Annotated in this window: 18 protein-coding genes, 1 tRNA gene and 1 pseudogene; 5 read left to right on the top strand and 15 right to left on the bottom strand. The window is 64.5% G+C overall.

Annotated elements, in window-relative coordinates; all coding sequences use genetic code 11:
- Positions 1-6: 6 nt before the first annotated feature.
- The 5 genes and pseudogenes from U4960_RS05115 to U4960_RS05100 form a co-directional block, all read right to left on the bottom strand.
- Positions 7-1176, bottom strand: coding sequence for a zinc-dependent alcohol dehydrogenase (locus tag U4960_RS05115; RefSeq protein WP_324263061.1), 1170 nt, complete (start codon positions 1174-1176; stop codon positions 7-9).
- Positions 1176-1310 (bottom strand): annotated as a pseudogene (locus U4960_RS05110) (SRPBCC family protein); the annotation flags it as partial. The pseudogene U4960_RS05110 and the gene U4960_RS05115, both read right to left, overlap by 1 nt.
- Before the next feature lie 40 nt (positions 1311-1350).
- Complete coding sequence (locus U4960_RS16055; RefSeq protein ID WP_416379101.1) at positions 1351-1542, bottom strand: helix-turn-helix transcriptional regulator; 192 nt, start codon at positions 1540-1542, stop codon at positions 1351-1353.
- 285 nt (positions 1543-1827) lie between these two features.
- Positions 1828-3006 carry a tyrosine-type recombinase/integrase gene (locus tag U4960_RS05105; protein WP_324262498.1) on the bottom strand — a complete coding sequence of 393 codons (1179 nt, stop codon included), beginning with the start codon at positions 3004-3006 and terminating at the stop codon, positions 1828-1830.
- 139 nt (positions 3007-3145) lie between these two features.
- Positions 3146-3235 (bottom strand) — tRNA-Ser (locus U4960_RS05100).
- 162 nt (positions 3236-3397) lie between these two features.
- Between U4960_RS05100 and hspQ the strand changes: the two genes are divergently transcribed.
- Complete coding sequence (gene hspQ, locus U4960_RS05095) at positions 3398-3778, top strand: heat shock protein HspQ (RefSeq protein WP_324262497.1); 381 nt, start codon at positions 3398-3400, stop codon at positions 3776-3778.
- Here the strand turns inward: hspQ and U4960_RS05090 are convergent.
- Positions 3775-4413: a Pr6Pr family membrane protein gene (locus U4960_RS05090; protein ID WP_324262496.1), complete on the bottom strand. Its 639-nt coding sequence runs from the start codon at positions 4411-4413 to the stop codon at positions 3775-3777. The two genes, hspQ and U4960_RS05090, sit on opposite strands and share 4 nt — an antisense overlap.
- Positions 4414-4415: 2 nt before the next feature.
- Complete coding sequence (locus U4960_RS05085) at positions 4416-5306, bottom strand: ABC transporter permease (protein ID WP_324262495.1); 891 nt, start codon at positions 5304-5306, stop codon at positions 4416-4418.
- 79 nt (positions 5307-5385) lie between these two features.
- Here U4960_RS05085 and U4960_RS05080 point away from each other — a divergent pair, with 79 nt between their 5' ends.
- Together U4960_RS05080 and U4960_RS05075 are read left to right on the top strand one after the other, a co-directional pair.
- Entirely contained in the window at positions 5386-6084 is a 699-nt protein-coding gene (locus U4960_RS05080) for a GcrA family cell cycle regulator (RefSeq protein ID WP_324262494.1), read from the top strand.
- 74 nt (positions 6085-6158) lie between these two features.
- Positions 6159-6683: a DUF1993 domain-containing protein gene (locus U4960_RS05075; RefSeq protein WP_324262493.1), complete on the top strand. Its 525-nt coding sequence runs from the start codon at positions 6159-6161 to the stop codon at positions 6681-6683.
- A 27-nt stretch (positions 6684-6710) separates the two neighbouring features.
- Here the strand turns inward: U4960_RS05075 and U4960_RS05070 are convergent, their stop codons facing one another.
- The 5 genes from U4960_RS05070 to U4960_RS05050 all read right to left on the bottom strand — a co-directional run bounded on the left by U4960_RS05070 (position 6711) and on the right by U4960_RS05050 (position 11761).
- Positions 6711-7391: a spermidine synthase gene (locus U4960_RS05070; protein WP_324262492.1), complete on the bottom strand. Its 681-nt coding sequence runs from the start codon at positions 7389-7391 to the stop codon at positions 6711-6713.
- 66 nt (positions 7392-7457) lie between these two features.
- Complete coding sequence (gene pnp, locus U4960_RS05065) at positions 7458-9737, bottom strand: polyribonucleotide nucleotidyltransferase (protein WP_324262491.1); 2280 nt, start codon at positions 9735-9737, stop codon at positions 7458-7460.
- A gap of 172 nt (positions 9738-9909) precedes the next feature.
- Positions 9910-10179, bottom strand: a complete 270-nt coding sequence (rpsO, locus tag U4960_RS05060; protein ID WP_324262490.1) for a 30S ribosomal protein S15 — start codon at positions 10177-10179, stop codon at positions 9910-9912.
- A gap of 5 nt (positions 10180-10184) precedes the next feature.
- Positions 10185-11186 (bottom strand): tRNA pseudouridine(55) synthase TruB, encoded by a 1002-nt coding sequence (truB, locus tag U4960_RS05055; RefSeq protein ID WP_324262489.1) that lies wholly within the window; start codon positions 11184-11186, stop codon positions 10185-10187.
- Positions 11183-11761: a thymidine kinase gene (locus U4960_RS05050; protein WP_324262488.1), complete on the bottom strand. Its 579-nt coding sequence runs from the start codon at positions 11759-11761 to the stop codon at positions 11183-11185. Before U4960_RS05050 ends, truB begins: the two co-directional genes overlap by 4 nt.
- Before the next feature lie 141 nt (positions 11762-11902).
- Between U4960_RS05050 and U4960_RS05045 the strand changes: the two genes are divergently transcribed.
- Both U4960_RS05045 and U4960_RS05040 read left to right on the top strand, forming a co-directional pair.
- Positions 11903-13516, top strand: a complete 1614-nt coding sequence (locus U4960_RS05045) for an AbgT family transporter (protein WP_324262487.1) — start codon at positions 11903-11905, stop codon at positions 13514-13516.
- Positions 13517-13567: 51 nt separating this feature from the next.
- A complete protein-coding gene (locus tag U4960_RS05040) occupies positions 13568-14161 on the top strand; it encodes a YceI family protein (RefSeq protein ID WP_324262486.1) in 594 nt (197 codons plus the stop codon).
- Here U4960_RS05040 and rbfA read toward each other — a convergent pair.
- From rbfA to infB, 3 genes are read right to left on the bottom strand one after another with little or no spacing between them, the layout of a single operon-like run.
- A complete protein-coding gene (gene rbfA, locus U4960_RS05035; protein WP_324262485.1) occupies positions 14158-14556 on the bottom strand; it encodes a 30S ribosome-binding factor RbfA in 399 nt (132 codons plus the stop codon). The genes U4960_RS05040 and rbfA overlap by 4 nt on opposite strands.
- A complete protein-coding gene (locus tag U4960_RS05030) occupies positions 14556-15011 on the bottom strand; it encodes a PaaI family thioesterase (protein ID WP_324262484.1) in 456 nt (151 codons plus the stop codon). The genes rbfA and U4960_RS05030 overlap by 1 nt, the downstream gene beginning before the upstream one ends.
- A complete protein-coding gene (gene infB / locus U4960_RS05025; RefSeq protein WP_324262483.1) occupies positions 15008-17560 on the bottom strand; it encodes a translation initiation factor IF-2 in 2553 nt (850 codons plus the stop codon). Before infB ends, U4960_RS05030 begins: the two co-directional genes overlap by 4 nt.
- Position 17561 lies beyond the last annotated feature (1 nt).

The following is a 17561-nucleotide window of genomic DNA, read 5'->3' as shown; positions in this document are numbered from 1 at the left end:
CCGCCATCACGGCTTGAGGACGACTTTGGTCCATTCGTTCTGGTTATCGTGGAAGTTGCGATAGCCGTCCGGCCCATCTGCCAGAGACAGGGTGTGGCTGATCAGGAACGTGGTATCCAGCGTGCCGTCCTCGATCATGGCCAGAAGCTGGTGCGTGTATCGCTGGACGTGAGTCTGCCCGGTGCGGACCTGCAGGCCTTTCTCCATCAGCGCGCCGAGCGGGAACTTGTCGGTCATGCCGCCGTAGACGCCAGGAATGGAGACCCGGCCGCCGGGCCGGACTGCCAGGATCGCCTGCTTGAGCGCACTCGCCCGGTCCGCCCCCATGCCCACCGTCTGCTTCACCACATCGAGCATGTTGTCGATCGCGAAACCGTGGGCTTCCATGCCGACCGCGTCGATAACTGCGTCCACGCCGATCCCGCCGGACATTTCCAGCAAGGCCTCGCGAACATCGCTTTCCCGGAAGTTGACGATCTCGGCGCCCAGGCTTCGCGCCAGTTCGAGCCGGTGGGGATAATGGTCGATCGCGATCACCCGGGCCGCACCCATCGCCAGCGCCGACTGGATGGCAAACAGACCGACCGGCCCGCAGCCCCAGACAGCCACCGTGTCGTCGGGCTCTATCCCGGCATTTTCGGCTGCCATCCAGCCGGTCGGAAGAATGTCCGATAGGAACAGGACCTGGTCATCTTCTAGGTGATCGGGAACGACTATCGGGCCGATATCGGAGAACGGCACCCGGACATATTCCGCCTGCCCACCGGAGTATCCGCCGGTCAGGTGCGAGTAACCGAACAGCCCGGCCATGGGATGGCCGTAAAGCGCCGCCGAAGCATCCTGCTTCTCGGCCGGATTGGAGTTCTCGCAGGCCGAATATTGCTGCACCTTGCAGTGGAAGCAGCCGCCGCAACTGATGGTGAACGGCACCACCACGCGCTGCCCCTTCTTGAGGATGCTCCCGGGACCGACATCGACCACCTCTCCCATGAACTCATGGCCCGGAATGTCGCCGGACAACATGCCCGGAATGACACCGTCGTAAAGATGGAGGTCGGACCCGCAGATGGCGGTGCTGGTTACGCGGAGCACCGCGTCGCGAGGGTTGACGATCTCGGGATCCGCCACGGTCTCGCAGCGGATATCGTGGGTGCCGTGCCAGGTAAGGGCGCGCATCATCCGTTCTCCTGCTTCTGGTTAGTGCCAGCGCGTCTGCGTTCGGAGGTGGCAATTTCGCCTGTCTCCATCAGCATCTTGAAACGCTTCAGGTCATGCCGGGCCTGTATCGCAGGTTCACGGCGGAAGAGTTTCACGCGCCACCGTTTGACCGTCCGCGTGGGTCTGAAAAGGTCAGGCGATGTCGTTGCTCGGGCTGTCGGTGAGGGACTGTGCCCAAGTTTCTGCGTCTGAAGCACGGACCCGCGTCGCGCTGCCAACCTTGCAAACCGCAATCTCTCCACGGCTGACCAGGCGATAGAAAGTCGCCCGCGATACTGCGTAGCGGTCACAGAATTCGTTCACGCGGAGAAACTGAGGCTGCATTGTCATGGCCCTTCTGACGAAAAAGAAAGGCCGTCTAGATACACACAGCGCCGTCGTGTGACTACAAGGTGCGCCGTGGAAATGGCCCGCGATCCGAGACCAAGATGCAGAAATCAATAGGATATATTTTTGCTTTGCCCGTCCATCGAGTTACGTCGTTTCATTGAGAGGCCCACAGAACCCTTTGGGAAACCTGCCGGGCCGCCACTGCACATTTATCATGATCGCACTCTGGCGAGCTTAGCCGGTCGATTTGGGGCATAAACCGTCCAGCAGGTCCGTTCCTCACTTCTTCCGGAGCGGGATCACGTTCTTCACCCTCTGTCCGTCGCAAAAGTTTGCCCACGCCGACATGAGTTCGCGCCTCTTTTCGAGCATCGTGCCCCGTTGATACGCAGCGACCGTCTTGTCGTTCACGACGTGAGCCAAGGCTGCTTCGGCGAGATCGCTGGGAAACGAAGTCTGCTCCGCCACCCAGTCGCGGAAGCTGGATCGAAAGCCGTGCGCGGTCGCGTCGTGGCCCATGTCCCGCAGCGCCTTGGTCAATGTCATGTCGGACAAGGGCTTTGCCCTCTTCTGTCCCGGAAATACCAGATCGCTGTCACCCCGCCGATAGGGTTTCAGCCGCTCGAAGAGCGCAATGGCCTGCGCAGAAAGAGGCACGACATGATCCCGGCCCGCTTTCATGCGGCTGGCAGGGATCGTCCATGTGGCGGCATCGAGGTCAAGCTCGCCCCAAGCGGCATTGCGCACTTCGCCCGAACGGGCGGCGGTGAGAATAGCTGCTTCCAACGCGAGACGGCCCAGCGTCTCCTTGGATCGCAGTTCAGCCATGAAGGCGGGCACCTCGGAATAGGGAAGGGCCTTGTGGTGTTTGACCTTGCCGCGTTGCTTGGGAAGCGCCTTATCGATCACGGTCATGGCCAAAGCGTGCTCACGATACCCCTTCGCCACTGCCCAGTCGATTATGGTGCGAATGCGCTGGCGAACTCGGCGCGCGGTTTCCGGTTTGCTCAACCAGATCGGCACCAGAGCATCTCGCACATCCGCCGTTTCGATCAGGGCGATCGATCGATCGCCAAACGCCGGGAAGGCGTGAGCCTCCAACGAAGACAACCATTGACCCTGATGCTTTCCGTTCTTCCATCCCGCCTTGTGCTCGGCGTGAACGATTGCAGCGGCCTCCCGGAATGTGGGGACGCCCGCCGCCTTCCGCCGCTCGCTGACGGGGTCAATCCCAGCCTCGATTTGGGATCGCACCAGCGCTGCCCGCTCGCGCGCCAGCTTCAGAGAAACCTTCGATGCACTTCCCAACCCAATGTCTCGACGACGACCATCTTTCTGAACCCTGACCATCCAGCTTTTCCCGCTCGATGGCCCTACGAGCAGGAAGAGACCCTCCCCGTCGCCGTATCGGCCCGGTGCGGACACAGATTTCACAAAAGTCGCTGCCAGCCTAGGCATACAACACTCCCACGTTTTCTCCCACATAGTAAGTGAGATTTGGCGACCTAGCAAGCGACAGCTTGAGACGGCTTTAGGCCTGAAAAGCTAGGTTTTCAGCGGTTCATGAGATGGATGGGCACTTCGGGAAACAAGCTTCTGGCGGAGAGGGTGGGATTCGAACCCACGGTACGGTTTCCCGTACACCGCATTTCGAGTGCGGCGCATTCGACCACTCTGCCACCTCTCCGCGAAGCGTGCCTGGGCGTATGGTAATGCCCGGTCGAAAGAGCGCGGCGGTTAGCGAACAGCGGGGGGATTGCCAAGCCTGAATCGGCACAGCCCGTCTGGTGAGACGGGCGCTCGTCGCAACGGCGCTTGTTTCGCACCGGCGCGGGGCTATATTCTCCTCATGGACCGCACTCAGTTCTATTCCGCCCAGGCCGGCCGCACGATTGACGTGCCGCGCCACGCGCGCGCGCGTTTCGGCATTGGCGACGTGGTCCGTCACCGCGTGTTCGATTTCCGCGGAGTGGTGTTCGATGTGGACCCGGTGTTCGCCAACAGCGAGGAATGGTACCAGTCGATCCCGGAGGAAATCCGGCCCAAGCGCGAGCAGCCGTTCTACCACCTGCTGGCCGAAAACGATGAATCGTCCTACGTCGCTTATGTCAGCCAGCAGAACCTGCTTGGCGATTCTGAGGCAGGGCCAGTTGATCATCCGCAAATTGCCGAAATGTTCGACCGGTTCGAAAACGGCCGCTACCGGATGCGCCGTGCGCTGACCCACTAGCCCGGTAGCTTGCGGTCCAGCAGCACGGCTAGCAAGCCGACCAGCACGAAAGCAGCGGCAATGGCCGCCATGTTCGTCAGCGCGCCGACCCAGCCCAGCGCCTCGGCATCCATGAACGGATAGGGATAGCGGAGCGGGGTCCCCCCTGCCTCACCCGCCGCGCGCAGCAGGACATAGGCCGAATAGGCGATCGGGTAGAGCGCCCAGAGGAAGGGCGCGCTCCAGCCAAGGCGCCGATGCGGGGCAAAGGCCAGCCACCACAGCGGCACCGCCAGCGGTACCCAGACGTGATGCATGTCGTCCCCCAGGGCCGACGACAGGTTCGGCTGCGGCATCGGAGCGAGCACGAAGTTGTAGACCAACCCGACCAGCACGATGGCGAGCATGACCCCGCCCTGGATCAACGGCGGCACCGCATCCCGGCCGCCCCACGCGAGCCGTGCGAACACCAGCCCAACCAGCAGATTGGTAAGAATGGTGAAGAAGCGCAGCAGGCTCCACACTGTCCCGGCCAGCGTCTCGCCCCTGGCCAGACCGTTGAAGAGCGGCGGCAGCATCGCGGCCAGCGCAGCGAAAGCGATTGCCGCGGCAGCATAGCGTGCCAGCCGCGTAGTGGAATGGCTGGCGCGCGACACCTTCAGCTCTTCAGCTTCCAGCCGGACCGGAGCACGCGGTAAGTCACCACCGCCAGCACCACATTGAACAAGCCGATGCCGACGGCTCCGCTCAGCACCGCCATGTCGGTGTTGCCGATGTCGCTCTGCCCCAGAAACCCGTAACGAAAGCCCGAAATGATGTAGAAGAACGGGTTTGCCCGGCTGATCGCCTGGAACAGCGGCGAAAGGTTGTCGATCACGTAGAAGGTGCCTGAGAGCAGGCTGAGCGGTGCTACCACGAAGTTGGTGATCGCGGCGTTATGATCGAACTTCTCCGCCCAGACCGATGTCAGCAGCCCGATCAGGGCCAGCATGACGGACCCCATCAGCCCGAACCAGATCACCGCCCAGACGTGCGCCATGGCCAGCGACACGCCCGGCCAGAGCAGCATGGCGGCGGCCACGGCGAGACCCACCAGGATGGCGCGAGTCACAGCTGCGGCAACGATCCCGGCCATCAGCTCGCCTTCCGACAAAGGCGGCATCAGCAGGTCGATGATCGTGCCCTGGATCTTGCCTGCGAGGAGCGAGAAGCTGGAATTGGCGAAGGCATTTTGCATCATGCCCATCACGATCAGGCCCGGTGCGACAAAGGTCGAAAACGGCACGCCGAGCACTTCACGCCCTTCGCGCCCGAGCGCGACGGTGAAAATCACCAGAAACAGCAGCGTTGTGACCGCCGGGGCCCAGATCGTCTGCGTCTGGACCTTGAGAAACCGGCGGACCTCCTTCATATAGAGGCTCCACAACCCGATGCGGTTGAGCCCGTGGAACACAGGCTCGCCAGGGGGTGGGAACCGGACCCCGGCCCCGGTATTCGTCTGCGCCCGGGACACGCCCGTATTTCCCGGAGTGTGTGCTTGATCGGCCATGGCCCTGCGCCTAGGCCCAAGCCATGCTGCTGGCAAGCGGGGGCCTTGTGGCCGCCAAGAGAACGGAAACTGGATTGCGATGAGCTGGACCGACGAACGGATCGCGACGCTGAAGACGATGTGGGAAGGCGGCTCGACCGCCAGCCAGATTGCTGAGGAACTCGGCGGGGTCAGCCGCAATGCGGTGATCGGCAAGGCGCACCGCCTTGGCCTGAAGGCGCGCCCTTCGCCGGTCAAGCCGAACGACAAGAAGGAAAAGCCTGCCGCCCCGGTGGAAAAACCGGTTGCCAAGGCACCACCGAAGAAGCCGGTCGTTGCGGCCAAACCCGCCTCCCCGCCGCCCGCTCCGCCCGTGCAGGAACCGCGTGAAGAACCGGTCGAGCGGCCGAGCGCAAGCTCGGGCATTCCCTCGCAGCCTGTGCCCAACCCTTCATCGGACTTGCCGCGCATCGTCTCGGTTGGCCCCGGCGGCTTCCTCCGCCAGGGGCCAGGCGAACAGCAGGCCCCGATCCCGCCGGCCCCGCCGCGCCGGCTTGTGCCGGCCAAACCGAGCCCCGAAATCGCCGACAAGACCAGTCTGCTCGACCTCAGCGACAAGGTCTGCCGCTGGCCGATGGGCCATCCGGGCGAGCCCGATTTCCACTTCTGCGGCGTGGCGGTGAACCCGGGATTTCCCTATTGCGTCGAACATTGCGGCCGGGCCTACCAGGCGCAGCTGCCGCGCGGCGTGCGCCGCCCACCCCCGCCACTGCCGTTCGGGGGCCCGCGGGTCCGCTAAGCCAACAGGTTATCAGGGCCCGGCCGTCGCAAGACTGCCGGGTCTTTGCGTTTTCCAGGGAAGGGAATACCACTATGCCGCTATCGCTCCATGCCGCCTACGTGCCCGGCGCGCTCCAGATGCTGGGGACTGCAAACCACCTCCTCGACAAGGCCGAGCAGTGGTGTGAGCAGACAGGTTGCAGCGAAGCGGAGGTGATCGCCGCGCGCATTCACGAGGATATGCTGCCCTTCACCTATCAGGTGAAATGCGTGGCTGAGCACACGCAAGGTTCGATCGAGGGTGTCCGGCAGGGCGTCTATTCGCCGGACCTCAACCCGCCGCCGGCCACCTTCGCGGCCCTGCGCGACAAGCTGGCGGGCGCAGTGGCGGCCATGGAAGCCTTGAGCGAAGAAGACATGGAGGGCTTCATGGGCCAGCCGATGCGCTTCGAATTCAAGGGCAGCGGGCTGGATTTTACGGCCGAGAACTTCCTGCTCAGCTTCAGCCAGCCGAACTTCTATTTTCACTGTGCGACCGCCTACGACATCCTGCGGATGAAAGGGGTGCCAGTGGGGAAGCGCGACTTCATGGGCCGGGTGCGGATCAAGGCAGGCTAAGGGACGCCCCCCCCAGATGCCCGCAAGCTAGCTCCTCCGCGCGAACCAGATCGTGTGGCGCGGGCCCTTGTTGTTGGGCCGCGCGCGTACTTCGCGCACCGTCACCTCGAACCCGGCCTGCTTCAGCCGCATGGTGAACTTGTGATCGGGCGCGGCTGACCAGATTGCCAGGATCCCGCCCGGCATCAGCGCCTCGCGCGCCTTGGCCAGCCCGGTGCGGGTATAGAGCCGGTCGTTGGCATCGCGCACGATCCCGTCCGGCCCGTTGTCGACGTCGAGAAGGATGGCGTGGTACTTGCCGGTCGTGCCGTCGTTGGCGTCGTCGATCAGCGCCGCGACATCGCACAGGACGATCGATCCGCGCGGATCATCGAGGGCCGCGCCGGTCAGGCCTGCCAGCGGCCCTTGCGCCCAGTCCAGAATCTCGGGCACGATCTCGGCTACCACCACCCGGCCATCGGCCCCGACCCGCTCCAGCGCGGCGCGGTAGGTGAAGCCCATGCCGTAGCCGCCGATCAGCACCCTCGGGGCGGGAACCTCCAGCTCGGCCAGGGTGAGGACGGCAAGCTGTTCCTCGGAATACTGCATCCGCGTGCCCATCAGCTCGTCACGGCCGAGCATGATGATGAAATCGCGGCCATGGCTGACCAGAGTCAACGTTCCGCCACCGGGTATCTCAGCCGTGGCAAGTGTTTCGCGGGGAAGCATGGCTGTTCCTTGAAACGAAAAGGGCCGCCCTGTCGAGCGGCCCTTTCCCTTGTCGTGGAAGAAGGATCAATCCTTCAGGAAGTCGGGCAGCGAGCCTTCGCCACCGCCGCCTTCGCGACGGGGGCCGCGATCACGGCCGCCCCTGTCGCCACGGGGGCCACCACGGTCATTGCCTCTTGGGCCACGACGATCGCCGCGATCGGGGCGATCACCACGCGGCTCCCGCGCTTCACGGGGCGGACGGGTGTCCTCCAGCTCTGCACCGGTTTCCTGGTCAACCACGCGCATCGACAGGCGGACCTTGCCGCGCTGGTCGATCTCGAGCACCTTGACCTTCACTTCCATGCCTTCGGAAACGACGTCACCCGGCTTCTCGACCCGCTCGTTCTTCATTTCGCTGACGTGGACGAGGCCGTCCTTGCCACCCATGAAGTTCACGAACGCGCCGAAATCGACGATGTTGACGACCTTGCCGTCATAGATCTTGCCGATTTCCGGTTCCTCGACGATGCCGAGAATCCACTTCTTGGCGGCTTCGATCTGGCTGATATCGCTCGACGAGATCTTGATCAGGCCTTCGTCGTCGATGTCGACCTTGGCACCGGTTTCGGCGACGATTTCGCGGATCACCTTGCCGCCCGTCCCGATCACTTCACGGATCTTCGACTTGTCGATCTGCAGCGATTCGATGCGCGGGGCATGGGCCGACAGCTCGGTGCGGGCAGAACCCAGCGCCTTGGCCATTTCACCCAGGATGTGCGCACGGCCGGCCTTCGCCTGCTCAAGGGCCTTGGTCATGATTTCCTGCGTGATGCCGGCAACCTTGATGTCCATCTGGAGCGAGGTGATCCCCACTTCCGTGCCGGCCACCTTGAAGTCCATGTCACCCAGGTGATCCTCGTCGCCGAGAATGTCGCTGAGAACGGTGAACTCTTCGCCTTCCAGGATCAGGCCCATCGCGATACCCGAAACCGGGCGCGTGATCGGAACGCCTGCGTCCATCATGCTGAGGCAGCCACCGCACACAGTCGCCATCGAGGACGAACCGTTGCTCTCGGTAATGTCGCTGAGCACGCGGATGGTGTAAGGGAAGTCTTCCTTGGAAGGCAGCACGCCGCGCAGCGCCCGCCAGGCCAGTTTGCCATGGCCGACATCGCGCCGGCTCGGCGCACCGAAGCGGCCCACTTCACCGACCGAGTAGGGCGGGAAGTTATAGTGCAGCATGAAGTTCTGGTAGGTCAGGCCTTCCAGACCGTCGATCATCTGCTCGGCGTCCTTGGTGCCCAGCGTGGTGGTGCAGATTGCCTGCGTTTCGCCGCGCGTGAACAGCGACGAACCGTGGGTCCGCGGCAGCAGGCCAACCATCGCCTCGATCGGGCGGACCTGATCGACCTTGCGGCCGTCAATCCGCTGACCATCCTTCAGGATGGCACCGCGAACGATCTCGGCTTCCAGCTTCTTGAACACCTTGCCGGCCGCCATCTGGGTTTGCCCGTCGGCGTCGGCGAAAGCTTCCTTGCCCTTGGCACGAGCGGCGTTGAGCGCGTCCGAGCGGGCGGACTTGTCGGTCAGCTTGTAGGCGGCGGCGATGTCGCCACCAACCACGGCCTTGAGCTGTTCCTTAATCGCCGAGTTGTCGGTCACCGCGATTTCCCACGGATCCTTGGCCGCCTGTTCGGCCAACTCGATGATCGCGCCGATGACCTTGCGGCATTCGGCATGGGCAAACATGACCGCACCGAGCATGATCTCTTCCGAAAGCTCCTTGGCTTCGGATTCGACCATCATCACGGCGGTGTCGGTTGCTGCAACCACGAGGTCGAGCAGGCCATTGGCTGCCACGTCCTGCTTCGGGTTGAGGGTGTATTCGCCGTCTTCGTAGCCGACGCGGCAAGCGCCGATCGGGCCCATGAAAGGGACGCCCGAGATGGTCAGCGCAGCCGAAGCCGCGATCATCGCAAGGATATCGGGCTCGCACTCGCCGTCAAACGACAGGACCTGGCAAATCACGTTGATTTCGTTGTAGAAACCTTCGGGGAACAGCGGCCGCAGCGGGCGGTCGGTGAGGCGCGAAACCAGCGTTTCCTTTTCGGTTGCACCGCGTTCACGCTTGAAGAAGCCGCCCGGGATGCGCCCGGCGGCAGAGAACTTTTCCTGATAGTGCACGGTGAGCGGGAAGAAATCCTGCCCTTCCTTGACGCTCTTGGCAGCGGTCACGGCGCACAGCACCACGGTGTCGCCATAGGTCGCCAGAACGGCGCCATCGGCCTGACGGGCAATGCGCCCGGTTTCCAGGGTGAGGGTTTTTCCGCCCCACTCCAGCGATACGGTTTTCGTGTCGAACATGTATTTTCCTTCTGAACCCGTGCGCCATATTGCGTCACGGGGCCTGCATGTGCCGGGCAATCCGTCCCGGTCCGGTGCGGGGCTGTTCTTAGCCCCAGGGGTGGTCAGCCGAATGCCGACATGCCCCAAATGCGAGAAAGGCGGCCCCTCGAGCCGCCTTCCTGCAAAACTCTTATTTGCGAAGCCCCAGCTTCTGGATGAGGGCGTTGTACCGCTCCACATCCTTTTTCTTAAGGTATGCCAGCAGGCTGCGGCGCTTGTTGACCATCATCAGCAGGCCGCGGCGCGAGTGGTTGTCCTTGTGGTGGAGCTTGAAATGCCCGGTCAGGTTGCGGATGCGCTCGGTCAGGATGGCGACCTGCACTTCCGGCGAACCGGTGTCACCGGTGGCCTGGGCGTTGCCCTGGATGATTTCCTGCTTCTTTTCGGCGGTTACCGACATTGTGTTTACTCCGCGACATCGGGAAGGTTGAAACCCCGGACGACGCGAGCCGTCCCTCCTTCGATTTCCATCAACGCCACCGGCACATCGTGCAGCCTGGCAAGGTGGAGCCCGTCGGCGTGGGGCATTCCGGATAGGACCCGGCCCTGGCGGACCGCCTGCGCGCTTTCCGGGTCGAGGTGCAAGGCCGGGATGTCGTCCAGCCCTGCCTCCAGCGGCAGGAGGAGGTCTTGAAGGCTCGCGCCCTTAGCGACTTCCTCCAGCTTGTCCAGCGAAATCGCCTGTGCCTGAGTGAACGGACCGGCCTTGACGCGGCGCAGATAGGTGACGTGACCGACGGTTCCCAAGGCGCGGGCGATGTCGCGCGCAAGGCTGCGGATATAGGTGCCCTTGGAGACGTGGGCGGTGAGGGTGACCGACCGCAGAGCATCGTCACCCTGAACTTGCTTCAAAGTCCATCCCTCCTGACGTTCAGTTTGACCTGATGGCTGGATGGATGCTGGAATAAGTTCAGCATGACGGATATCGAGTGAGTGGATTGTCACCCCGCGCGTCTTCATCTCGACGTCCTGCCCGGCACGCGCAAGGTCATAGGCGCGCTGGCCGTCAACCAGGATCGCGGAATAGATCGGCGGCACCTGCTCTATCGGCCCGGTGTAGCGCGGCAGAACGGCTTCTATGTCAGCCATGGTCGGGCGGTGATCGGACTGCACCGTAACCTCGCCCTCGGTATCAAGCGTGCTGGTCTCTTCTCCAAAGCGCACAGTGAAATCGTAAATCTTGTCGCTTTCCAGCATCCGCCCGGCGAGCTTGGTGGCCTCCCCCAGCGCAATCGGCAGCACGCCCTCAGCCAGCGGATCGAGTGTTCCGCCATGGCCGACCTTGGCCTTGGCATACCCGCCCTGCCGCAGAATGCGTTTGACCGCACTGACCGCCTGCGTGCTGCCCAGCCCGCGCGGCTTGTCGAGGATCAGCCAACCGTGAGGCGCAGGCTTCTTCTCGCTCATCCCGCCAGTGCCTCGGAAAAATGCTTGCGGCACAAGGCGACATAACGGTCGTTGCCGCCAATCTCGGTCTGTGCGCCCTGACTTACCGCCCGGCCCCGCTCGTCCACCCGCAGGTTCATCGTCGCCTTGCGCCCGCAGTGGCAGACCGCCTTGAGCTCAACCAGCGAGTCCGCGATCCCCAGCAGCGCGGCAGAACCTTCGAACAGCTCGCCCTGAAAATCGGTGCGCAGGCCATAGCACAACACCGGGATGCCGGCCTCGTCCGCCAGCCGCGCGCACTGCCAGACCTGGGCCCTGGTGAGGAACTGTGCCTCGTCAACCAGCACGCAGGCAATCGGCGCTTCGGCGTGGTCTTCCAGCACACGCGATGCGATGTCCGTTCCTGCTTCGTAGCGGTGGGCATCGCTGGCCAAGCCGATCCGGCTGCTGATCGCACCGAACCCCGGGCGGTCGTCAAGCGCGGCAGTCCATAGCGAAACCCGCATGTCGCGCTCGCCGTAGTTGAATGCCGCCTGCAGCAGGGTCGAGCTCTTCCCCGCGTTCATGCTGGCATAATAGAAATAGAGCTTGGCCATGCGCTTCGCGCTACCCGCTTGCGCGCAGCCTTGCCAGAGGCCGGACCGATTTCCCCGGGCAGGAAACGGTTAAGCGAGGCGACAGGCTCGATCCGCAATGCTAACCCTTCGCAACAAGACACCGGACAGGGAGCGATCAAGGTGGCAGAGGCAGCAGCGGCAAAGGCACAGACCGGCATTCTCGGCTGGATCGAGCGGACCGGCAACAAGCTGCCCGATCCTGTATTCCTGTTCTTTTACCTGATTGTCGGGCTGGTGCTCGTCTCCATCGTGGCGTCGCTGACCGGATGGTCGGCTGTCCACCCGACCGAAGTCGATCCCGAAACCGGCGAAGCCCAGGTCATCGCGGCCACCAGCCTGCTCAGCGCCGAGAACATCCAGCGGCTATGGGTCGAAATGCCCCGGACCTTCACCCACTTCCACCCGCTCGGCTATGTGCTGGTGGTCATGCTTGGCGCAGGTGTGGCGGAGCGGGCTGGCCTGTTCGGCACTGCCATGCGCGCGGGCGTGCGCGATGCGCCAAAGGCACTGCTGACCCCGATCGTCGTCGCCGTGGGCATGATGGGCAATCTTGCGGCTGACGCTGCCTATGTCGTGCTGATCCCGCTGGCCGGGATCATCTTCCATGCTGCCGGGCGCCATCCGATTGCAGGCATCGCGGCGGCCTTTGCCGGGGTGTCCGGCGGGTTTTCCGCCAACCTCCTCCCCGGTCAGCTCGATGCCCTGCTGTTCGGCATTACCGAGGCTTCGGTTGAAACCGTGTTCGGTGACTTTACCGCCAACATTGCGGGCAACTGGTATTTCATCGCCGGGATGTTCGTGATCTTCCTGCCGGTCATCTGGTATGTGACCGACAAGGTGATCGAGCCGCGCCTCGGCGCCTGGAACTCGGCGCTTGCAGGCCGTCCGGCCGACGCCGAGCCGGCTGACCGGCCGCTGACCGATGGCGAGCGCAAGGGCCTTCGCCGCGCCGGCCTTGCCGTGCTGGCGGTGGTCGCGCTGTGGCTGGGCTTTACCTTCGGGCCCGGCACCCCGCTGATCGACGAAACCGCCACGGCGGAAGCGCGGCTGACCCCGTTCTACCAGAGCCTGGTGGGCGGGTTTTTCATCCTCTTCCTGCTGGCCGGCTGGGCTTACGGCAAGGCGGCCGGGACCATCGGCGATCACCGCGACCTGGTGAAGATGATGGCGGGGGCCATGGAGGATCTGGCCTATTACCTCGTCCTCGCCTTTGCTGCGGCCCATTTCGTCGCGATGTTCGCCTGGTCCAACCTCGGCCTGATCATGGCGGTGGAAGGGGCAGCCGGGCTCAAGGCATCGGGCCTGCCCGCCTGGGCGCTGCTGGCCGGGATCATCCTGCTGACAGCCCTGCTCAACCTGTTCGTTGGTTCGGCCAGCGCCAAGTGGGCACTGCTGGCGCCGGTCATGGTGCCGATGCTGATGCTGCTGGGCATCACTCCGGAAATGTCGACCGCTGCTTATCGCGTGGGTGACGGTGCGACCAACATCATCACTCCGCTGATGGTCTATTTCCCGCTGATCCTGATTTTCTGCCAGCGCTGGCAGAAGGACTTCGGGCTGGGCAGCCTGGCTGCAACCATGCTGCCCTACTCGATCGGGCTGCTGGTGGTCGGTATCGCGATGACGATCGGCTGGGTTGCGCTCGACTTGCCCCTGGGGCCGGGCGCCAGCGTGTTCATGGAGGTGCCGACCACCGCACCTGCCGAAGCCACTGCACCGGCAGCGGGCGGCTAGGCGATGGGCATCAGGCGGGGGCATCAGGCGGGCGGACGCATCAGCGCACGCTTGGCCCGCCCTCGCCTGGCCCGCCCTCGCCTGCTCCTGTTCGCCCCGCTGCTCGCAGCGGTCGCGCTGGCCGGGAATGCGCCGCCGGTTTTCTCCTACGCCGTTGACAGTGCGGCCAGCACGGTCTCGGCCAAGGTCGGTTTCCTCGGCCTCGGCAGCAAGACAGCGGGCTTCCCGGACGTTTCCGGCACTGTCCGGCTGACCCCGGAGCGGCCGGACCGGATCGATCTCGACGTCACGCTGGATGCCCGCGCCCTGACCGCGCCGGACAAGGTCACGCTCGGCCGCCTGCGCGGGGAGAAGTTCTTCTGGGTAGAACGCTACCCCAAGGTGCGCTTTGCCGGGGACCGTCTGGCGCTGACGACTGACCGCAAGGGAACCATAGAGGGCGAACTGACCGCGCGTGGGGTGACCCGCCCGGTCAGCCTGGCAGTCACCTTCGACAAGCCGCCGATGACTGCCGGGCGCGGCGAGGCGATCACCCTGACCGGAACGACCACGATCGACCGGCGCAAGTTCGGGATGACTGCCTATTCGCTGGTGGTGGGCAGGCAGGTCAACATCACGCTGAAGGCGCGGATTGTCCCTGACTAGGCTTCCTCGTCGAGGTCGCGCGCCACCTTGGGGTCGTTGAGCAGCCGCTCGATCCGTTCCGCCTCGTCGAAGCTTTCGTCGGGCTTGAACTGGAGTTTGGGGGCAAACTTGAGGCCAAGCCGCTTGGCTACCTCGCGCTGGAAGAAGGCGGTGTTCTGGCGCAGCGCCTTGAGCACCGCGGCTTCCTCTGCCCCCAGCAAAGGCTTCACATAGACCGCGGCATTCCTCAGGTCGGGCGTCATCCGCACCTCCGTGACAGCGATGCTCGTGGCGCTGACGACCTCGTCATGCACTTCCTGCCGGGCGAGCAGCTCGCTGAGGATATGCCGCACCCGTTCCGCCACCTTGAGCACGCGGACCGATTGCTGTTCCGGGGTGGCGGTCTGGCGAACCATCAGCGGCGCAGCTCCGAGGTGGAGGGCTGAGGCTTGGGGGTCGGGATCGCGGTGCTGGTGGCGCGGGCCAGCACGGTACCGTCCTCCGCCAGCAGTTCCCCTTCGAGGAAGATCACCCGCCGCCCGGCGCGGATCACCCGGCCCTTGCCGATGATGGTGGCGCCGGTCGGGATCAGCTGCAGCAGCGTCATGTTGAGGTCGAGGTTGAGCGGCGCCTGCTCGCCCCCGGTCATCGCGACATAGGCATAGCCCATCACGTCATCGAGATAGCCCGCCACCAGGCCGCCCTGCACGCCGCCGCGCCAGGTGGTCATTTCGCGCCGCACCTCGAACCGCATGGTCGCAGTACAGGTCTCCTCGTCGTAGCTCACGAACGAGGAACCGAGCAGCGCGGAGTGGGGGGATTCCCCGTCTTCCCTGCTGAACAGGCCTGGGCTCACCGATCCGTCACTCACAGGGTCCGCTCACGCTCCTCGATCTCGAACACTTCGAGCATGTCGCCCGCCTTGATGTCGTTGGTGTCGCTCAGCACGACGCCGCATTCGAGCCCGGTGCGGACTTCGTCGACATCGTCCTTGAAGCGCCGCAGCGACTGGATGGTGGTAGCCGACACGATGACGTCCTGGCGGGTAAGGCGCGCGTGGAGGCCCTTGCGGATGATGCCTTCCAGCACCAGCAGGCCGGCAGCCTTGTCCTTCTTGCCCGCAGGGAACACCTGCTTGACCTCGGCCCGGCCCTTGACGTGCTCGATCCGCTCGGGGCCCAACTCGCCGGCCATCTCCTTGGCGATTTCCTCGGTCAGGTGATAGATGACGTCGTAATACATCATCCGCACCTTGTCGCGGTTGACCAGCAGGCGCGCCTTGGGGTTGGGGCGCACGTTGAAGCCGATGATCGGCGCCTTGCTCGCCGCTGCCAGCTGCACGTCACTTTCGGTGATCGCGCCCACCCCGGCATGGAGTATCCGCACCTTGATAAGGTCGTTGGACAGGTTGTGCAGCGCGGTGTTGATCGCCTCCACACTGCCCTGCACGTCGGCCTTCACCAGCACCGGGAATTCCACCACGTCGCTGGTGAGGTTGGAGAACATGGTGTCGAAGTTGGTCGGCGCCAGCGTGGTGCGTTTCTCGGTTGCCTTCTGCTGCCGGAACGACGCCACTTCGCGCGCCCGCTGCTCGTTCTCGACCACGGTCAGCACATCGCCTGCGCTCGGCACGCCGCCGAGGCCAAGCACCTCGACCGGCATCGACGGCCCGGCTTCCTTGATCTGCTTGCCCTGGTCATCGACCAGTGCGCGCACGCGGCCGCTTTCCGAACCGACCACGAAGGTGTCGCCCTTCTTCAGGGTGCCGCGGGTGATCAGCACGGTGGCGACCGGGCCGCGGCCCTTGTCGAGCTGCGCCTCGATCACGGTGGCTTCTGCCGCGCGATCAGGCCGTGCCTTCAGTTCCATCAGTTCGGACTGGAGGGCAATCTTCTCGAGCAGCTGATCCAGGCCCATGCCGGTCTTGGCGGAGATCTCGACGTCCTGCACGTCGCCGCTCATCGCTTCGACCATGACATTGTGTTCGAGCAGGCGCTCGCGGATCTTCTGCGGGTTCGCCTCGGGCTTGTCGCACTTGTTGATCGCCACGATCATCGGCACGCCAGCTGCCTGGGTGTGATTGATCGCCTCGATGGTCTGCGGCATGATCCCGTCGTCGGCAGCCACCACCAGCACCACGATATCGGTCACATTGGCACCGCGCGCGCGCATCTGGGTAAAGGCAGCGTGGCCCGGCGTATCGAGGAAGGTGATGGTCTGGCCGTCCTTCGTCTTCACCTGGTAGCTGCCGATGTGCTGGGTGATGCCGCCGGCCTCGCCCTTGACCACATTGGTACCGCGCAGCGCATCGAGCAGGCTGGTCTTGCCGTGATCGACATGGCCCATGATGGTGACGACGGGCGGACGCGGACGCTGGGTTTCCTCCGGATCGGCATCCTCCGCGCTGGCAATGTCGACATCGCTTTCGGAAACGCGGGTGATGTTGTGGCCGAATTCCTCGACCAGCAATTCTGCGGTGTCCTGGTCGATCGTCTGGTTGACGGTGACCATCATGCCCATGTTGAACAGGGCCTTGACCAGGTCTGCGCCCTTTTCCGCCATGCGGTTAGCCAGTTCCTGCACCGTGATCGCTTCCGGCACGACCACGTCACGGACCTGCTTTTCACGCGGCGCGGACGAACCGCCGCCCTGCATCCGGCGCTCCTTCTCGCGCGCACGCTTGAGCTTGGCGAGCGACATCGCCCGGCGCCCTTCGTCCTCGTTGAGGGCGCGGGTGACGGTCAGCTTGCGGCGCTTGTCGGTATCGACCGCGCGATCGGTGCGCTTGTCGTCCTTCTTTTTCTTGACGTCCTTCTCGACCTTTTCAGGCTTCTTGACCTCCGGCCGGGCGACCGGGGTGAACCGGCGCGGAGCGGGGGCGGCTTCGCCCGAGGCAGCGTCCTCCGTGCCAGCCTGGCCGGCTTCGGCCGCGCCTGCCGGGGCTTCCGGAGCCGGTTCGGCCGCCGGAGCGGCAGCGTCGGGCACCTGATCAACAGCCTGAGCGGTTTCCTCGCTGGCCTTGCGATTTTCCTCGGCGCGGCGACGCTCTTCCTCAGCGGCACGGCGGGCTTCTTCTTCCTCGCGCTTGCGCGATTCCTCGGCCTGACGCAGGCGATCTTCCTCGGCCTCGCGCTGGAGGCGGGCAACGCGTTCCTGCGGCGTTTCGCCGGACGGGGCCTTGCGCGCGGGCGGCGGCGGTGGCGGCGGCGGAGCAGCCTCGACAGGCGCGGGCGGCGGAGCCGGAGGCGGCGGCGGCGGGGCAGCCTCGGCCGAACCGGGCTTGCCGACGAGCTTGCGACGCTTGACCTCGACCACGACCTTGTTGGTCCGGCCATGGCTGAAGGTCTGCTTGACCTCGCCCGGCTGGCTGCCCTTCAAGGTCAGCGGCTTGCGGGTGCGGGGGGTTTCACTGTCGCTCATA

Origin of the sequence: Altererythrobacter sp. H2 (assembly GCF_035319885.1) — a bacterium.
GTDB lineage: Bacteria > Pseudomonadota > Alphaproteobacteria > Sphingomonadales > Sphingomonadaceae > 34-65-8.
This window is presented reverse-complemented; position numbering and strand designations above follow the sequence as displayed.

What these genes read in the sequence shown, in the direction of transcription:
- U4960_RS05115 (WP_324263061.1), bottom strand. Translation starts at nt 1,176, where the DNA reads ATGCGCGCCCTTACCTGGCACGGCACCCACGATATCCGCTGCGAGACC.
- U4960_RS16055 (WP_416379101.1), bottom strand. Translation starts at nt 1,542, where the DNA reads ATGCAGCCTCAGTTTCTCCGCGTGAACGAATTCTGTGACCGCTACGCA.
- U4960_RS05105 (WP_324262498.1), bottom strand. Translation starts at nt 3,006, where the DNA reads ATGCCTAGGCTGGCAGCGACTTTTGTGAAATCTGTGTCCGCACCGGGC.
- hspQ (WP_324262497.1), top strand. Translation starts at nt 3,398, where the DNA reads ATGGACCGCACTCAGTTCTATTCCGCCCAGGCCGGCCGCACGATTGAC.
- U4960_RS05085 (WP_324262495.1), bottom strand. Translation starts at nt 5,306, where the DNA reads ATGGCCGATCAAGCACACACTCCGGGAAATACGGGCGTGTCCCGGGCG.
- U4960_RS05080 (WP_324262494.1), top strand. Translation starts at nt 5,386, where the DNA reads ATGAGCTGGACCGACGAACGGATCGCGACGCTGAAGACGATGTGGGAA.
- U4960_RS05075 (WP_324262493.1), top strand. Translation starts at nt 6,159, where the DNA reads ATGCCGCTATCGCTCCATGCCGCCTACGTGCCCGGCGCGCTCCAGATG.
- U4960_RS05070 (WP_324262492.1), bottom strand. Translation starts at nt 7,391, where the DNA reads ATGCTTCCCCGCGAAACACTTGCCACGGCTGAGATACCCGGTGGCGGA.
- pnp (WP_324262491.1), bottom strand. Translation starts at nt 9,737, where the DNA reads ATGTTCGACACGAAAACCGTATCGCTGGAGTGGGGCGGAAAAACCCTC.
- rpsO (WP_324262490.1), bottom strand. Translation starts at nt 10,179, where the DNA reads ATGTCGGTAACCGCCGAAAAGAAGCAGGAAATCATCCAGGGCAACGCC.
- truB (WP_324262489.1), bottom strand. Translation starts at nt 11,186, where the DNA reads ATGAGCGAGAAGAAGCCTGCGCCTCACGGTTGGCTGATCCTCGACAAG.
- U4960_RS05050 (WP_324262488.1), bottom strand. Translation starts at nt 11,761, where the DNA reads ATGGCCAAGCTCTATTTCTATTATGCCAGCATGAACGCGGGGAAGAGC.
- rbfA (WP_324262485.1), bottom strand. Translation starts at nt 14,556, where the DNA reads ATGGTTCGCCAGACCGCCACCCCGGAACAGCAATCGGTCCGCGTGCTC.
- infB (WP_324262483.1), bottom strand. Translation starts at nt 17,560, where the DNA reads ATGAGCGACAGTGAAACCCCCCGCACCCGCAAGCCGCTGACCTTGAAG.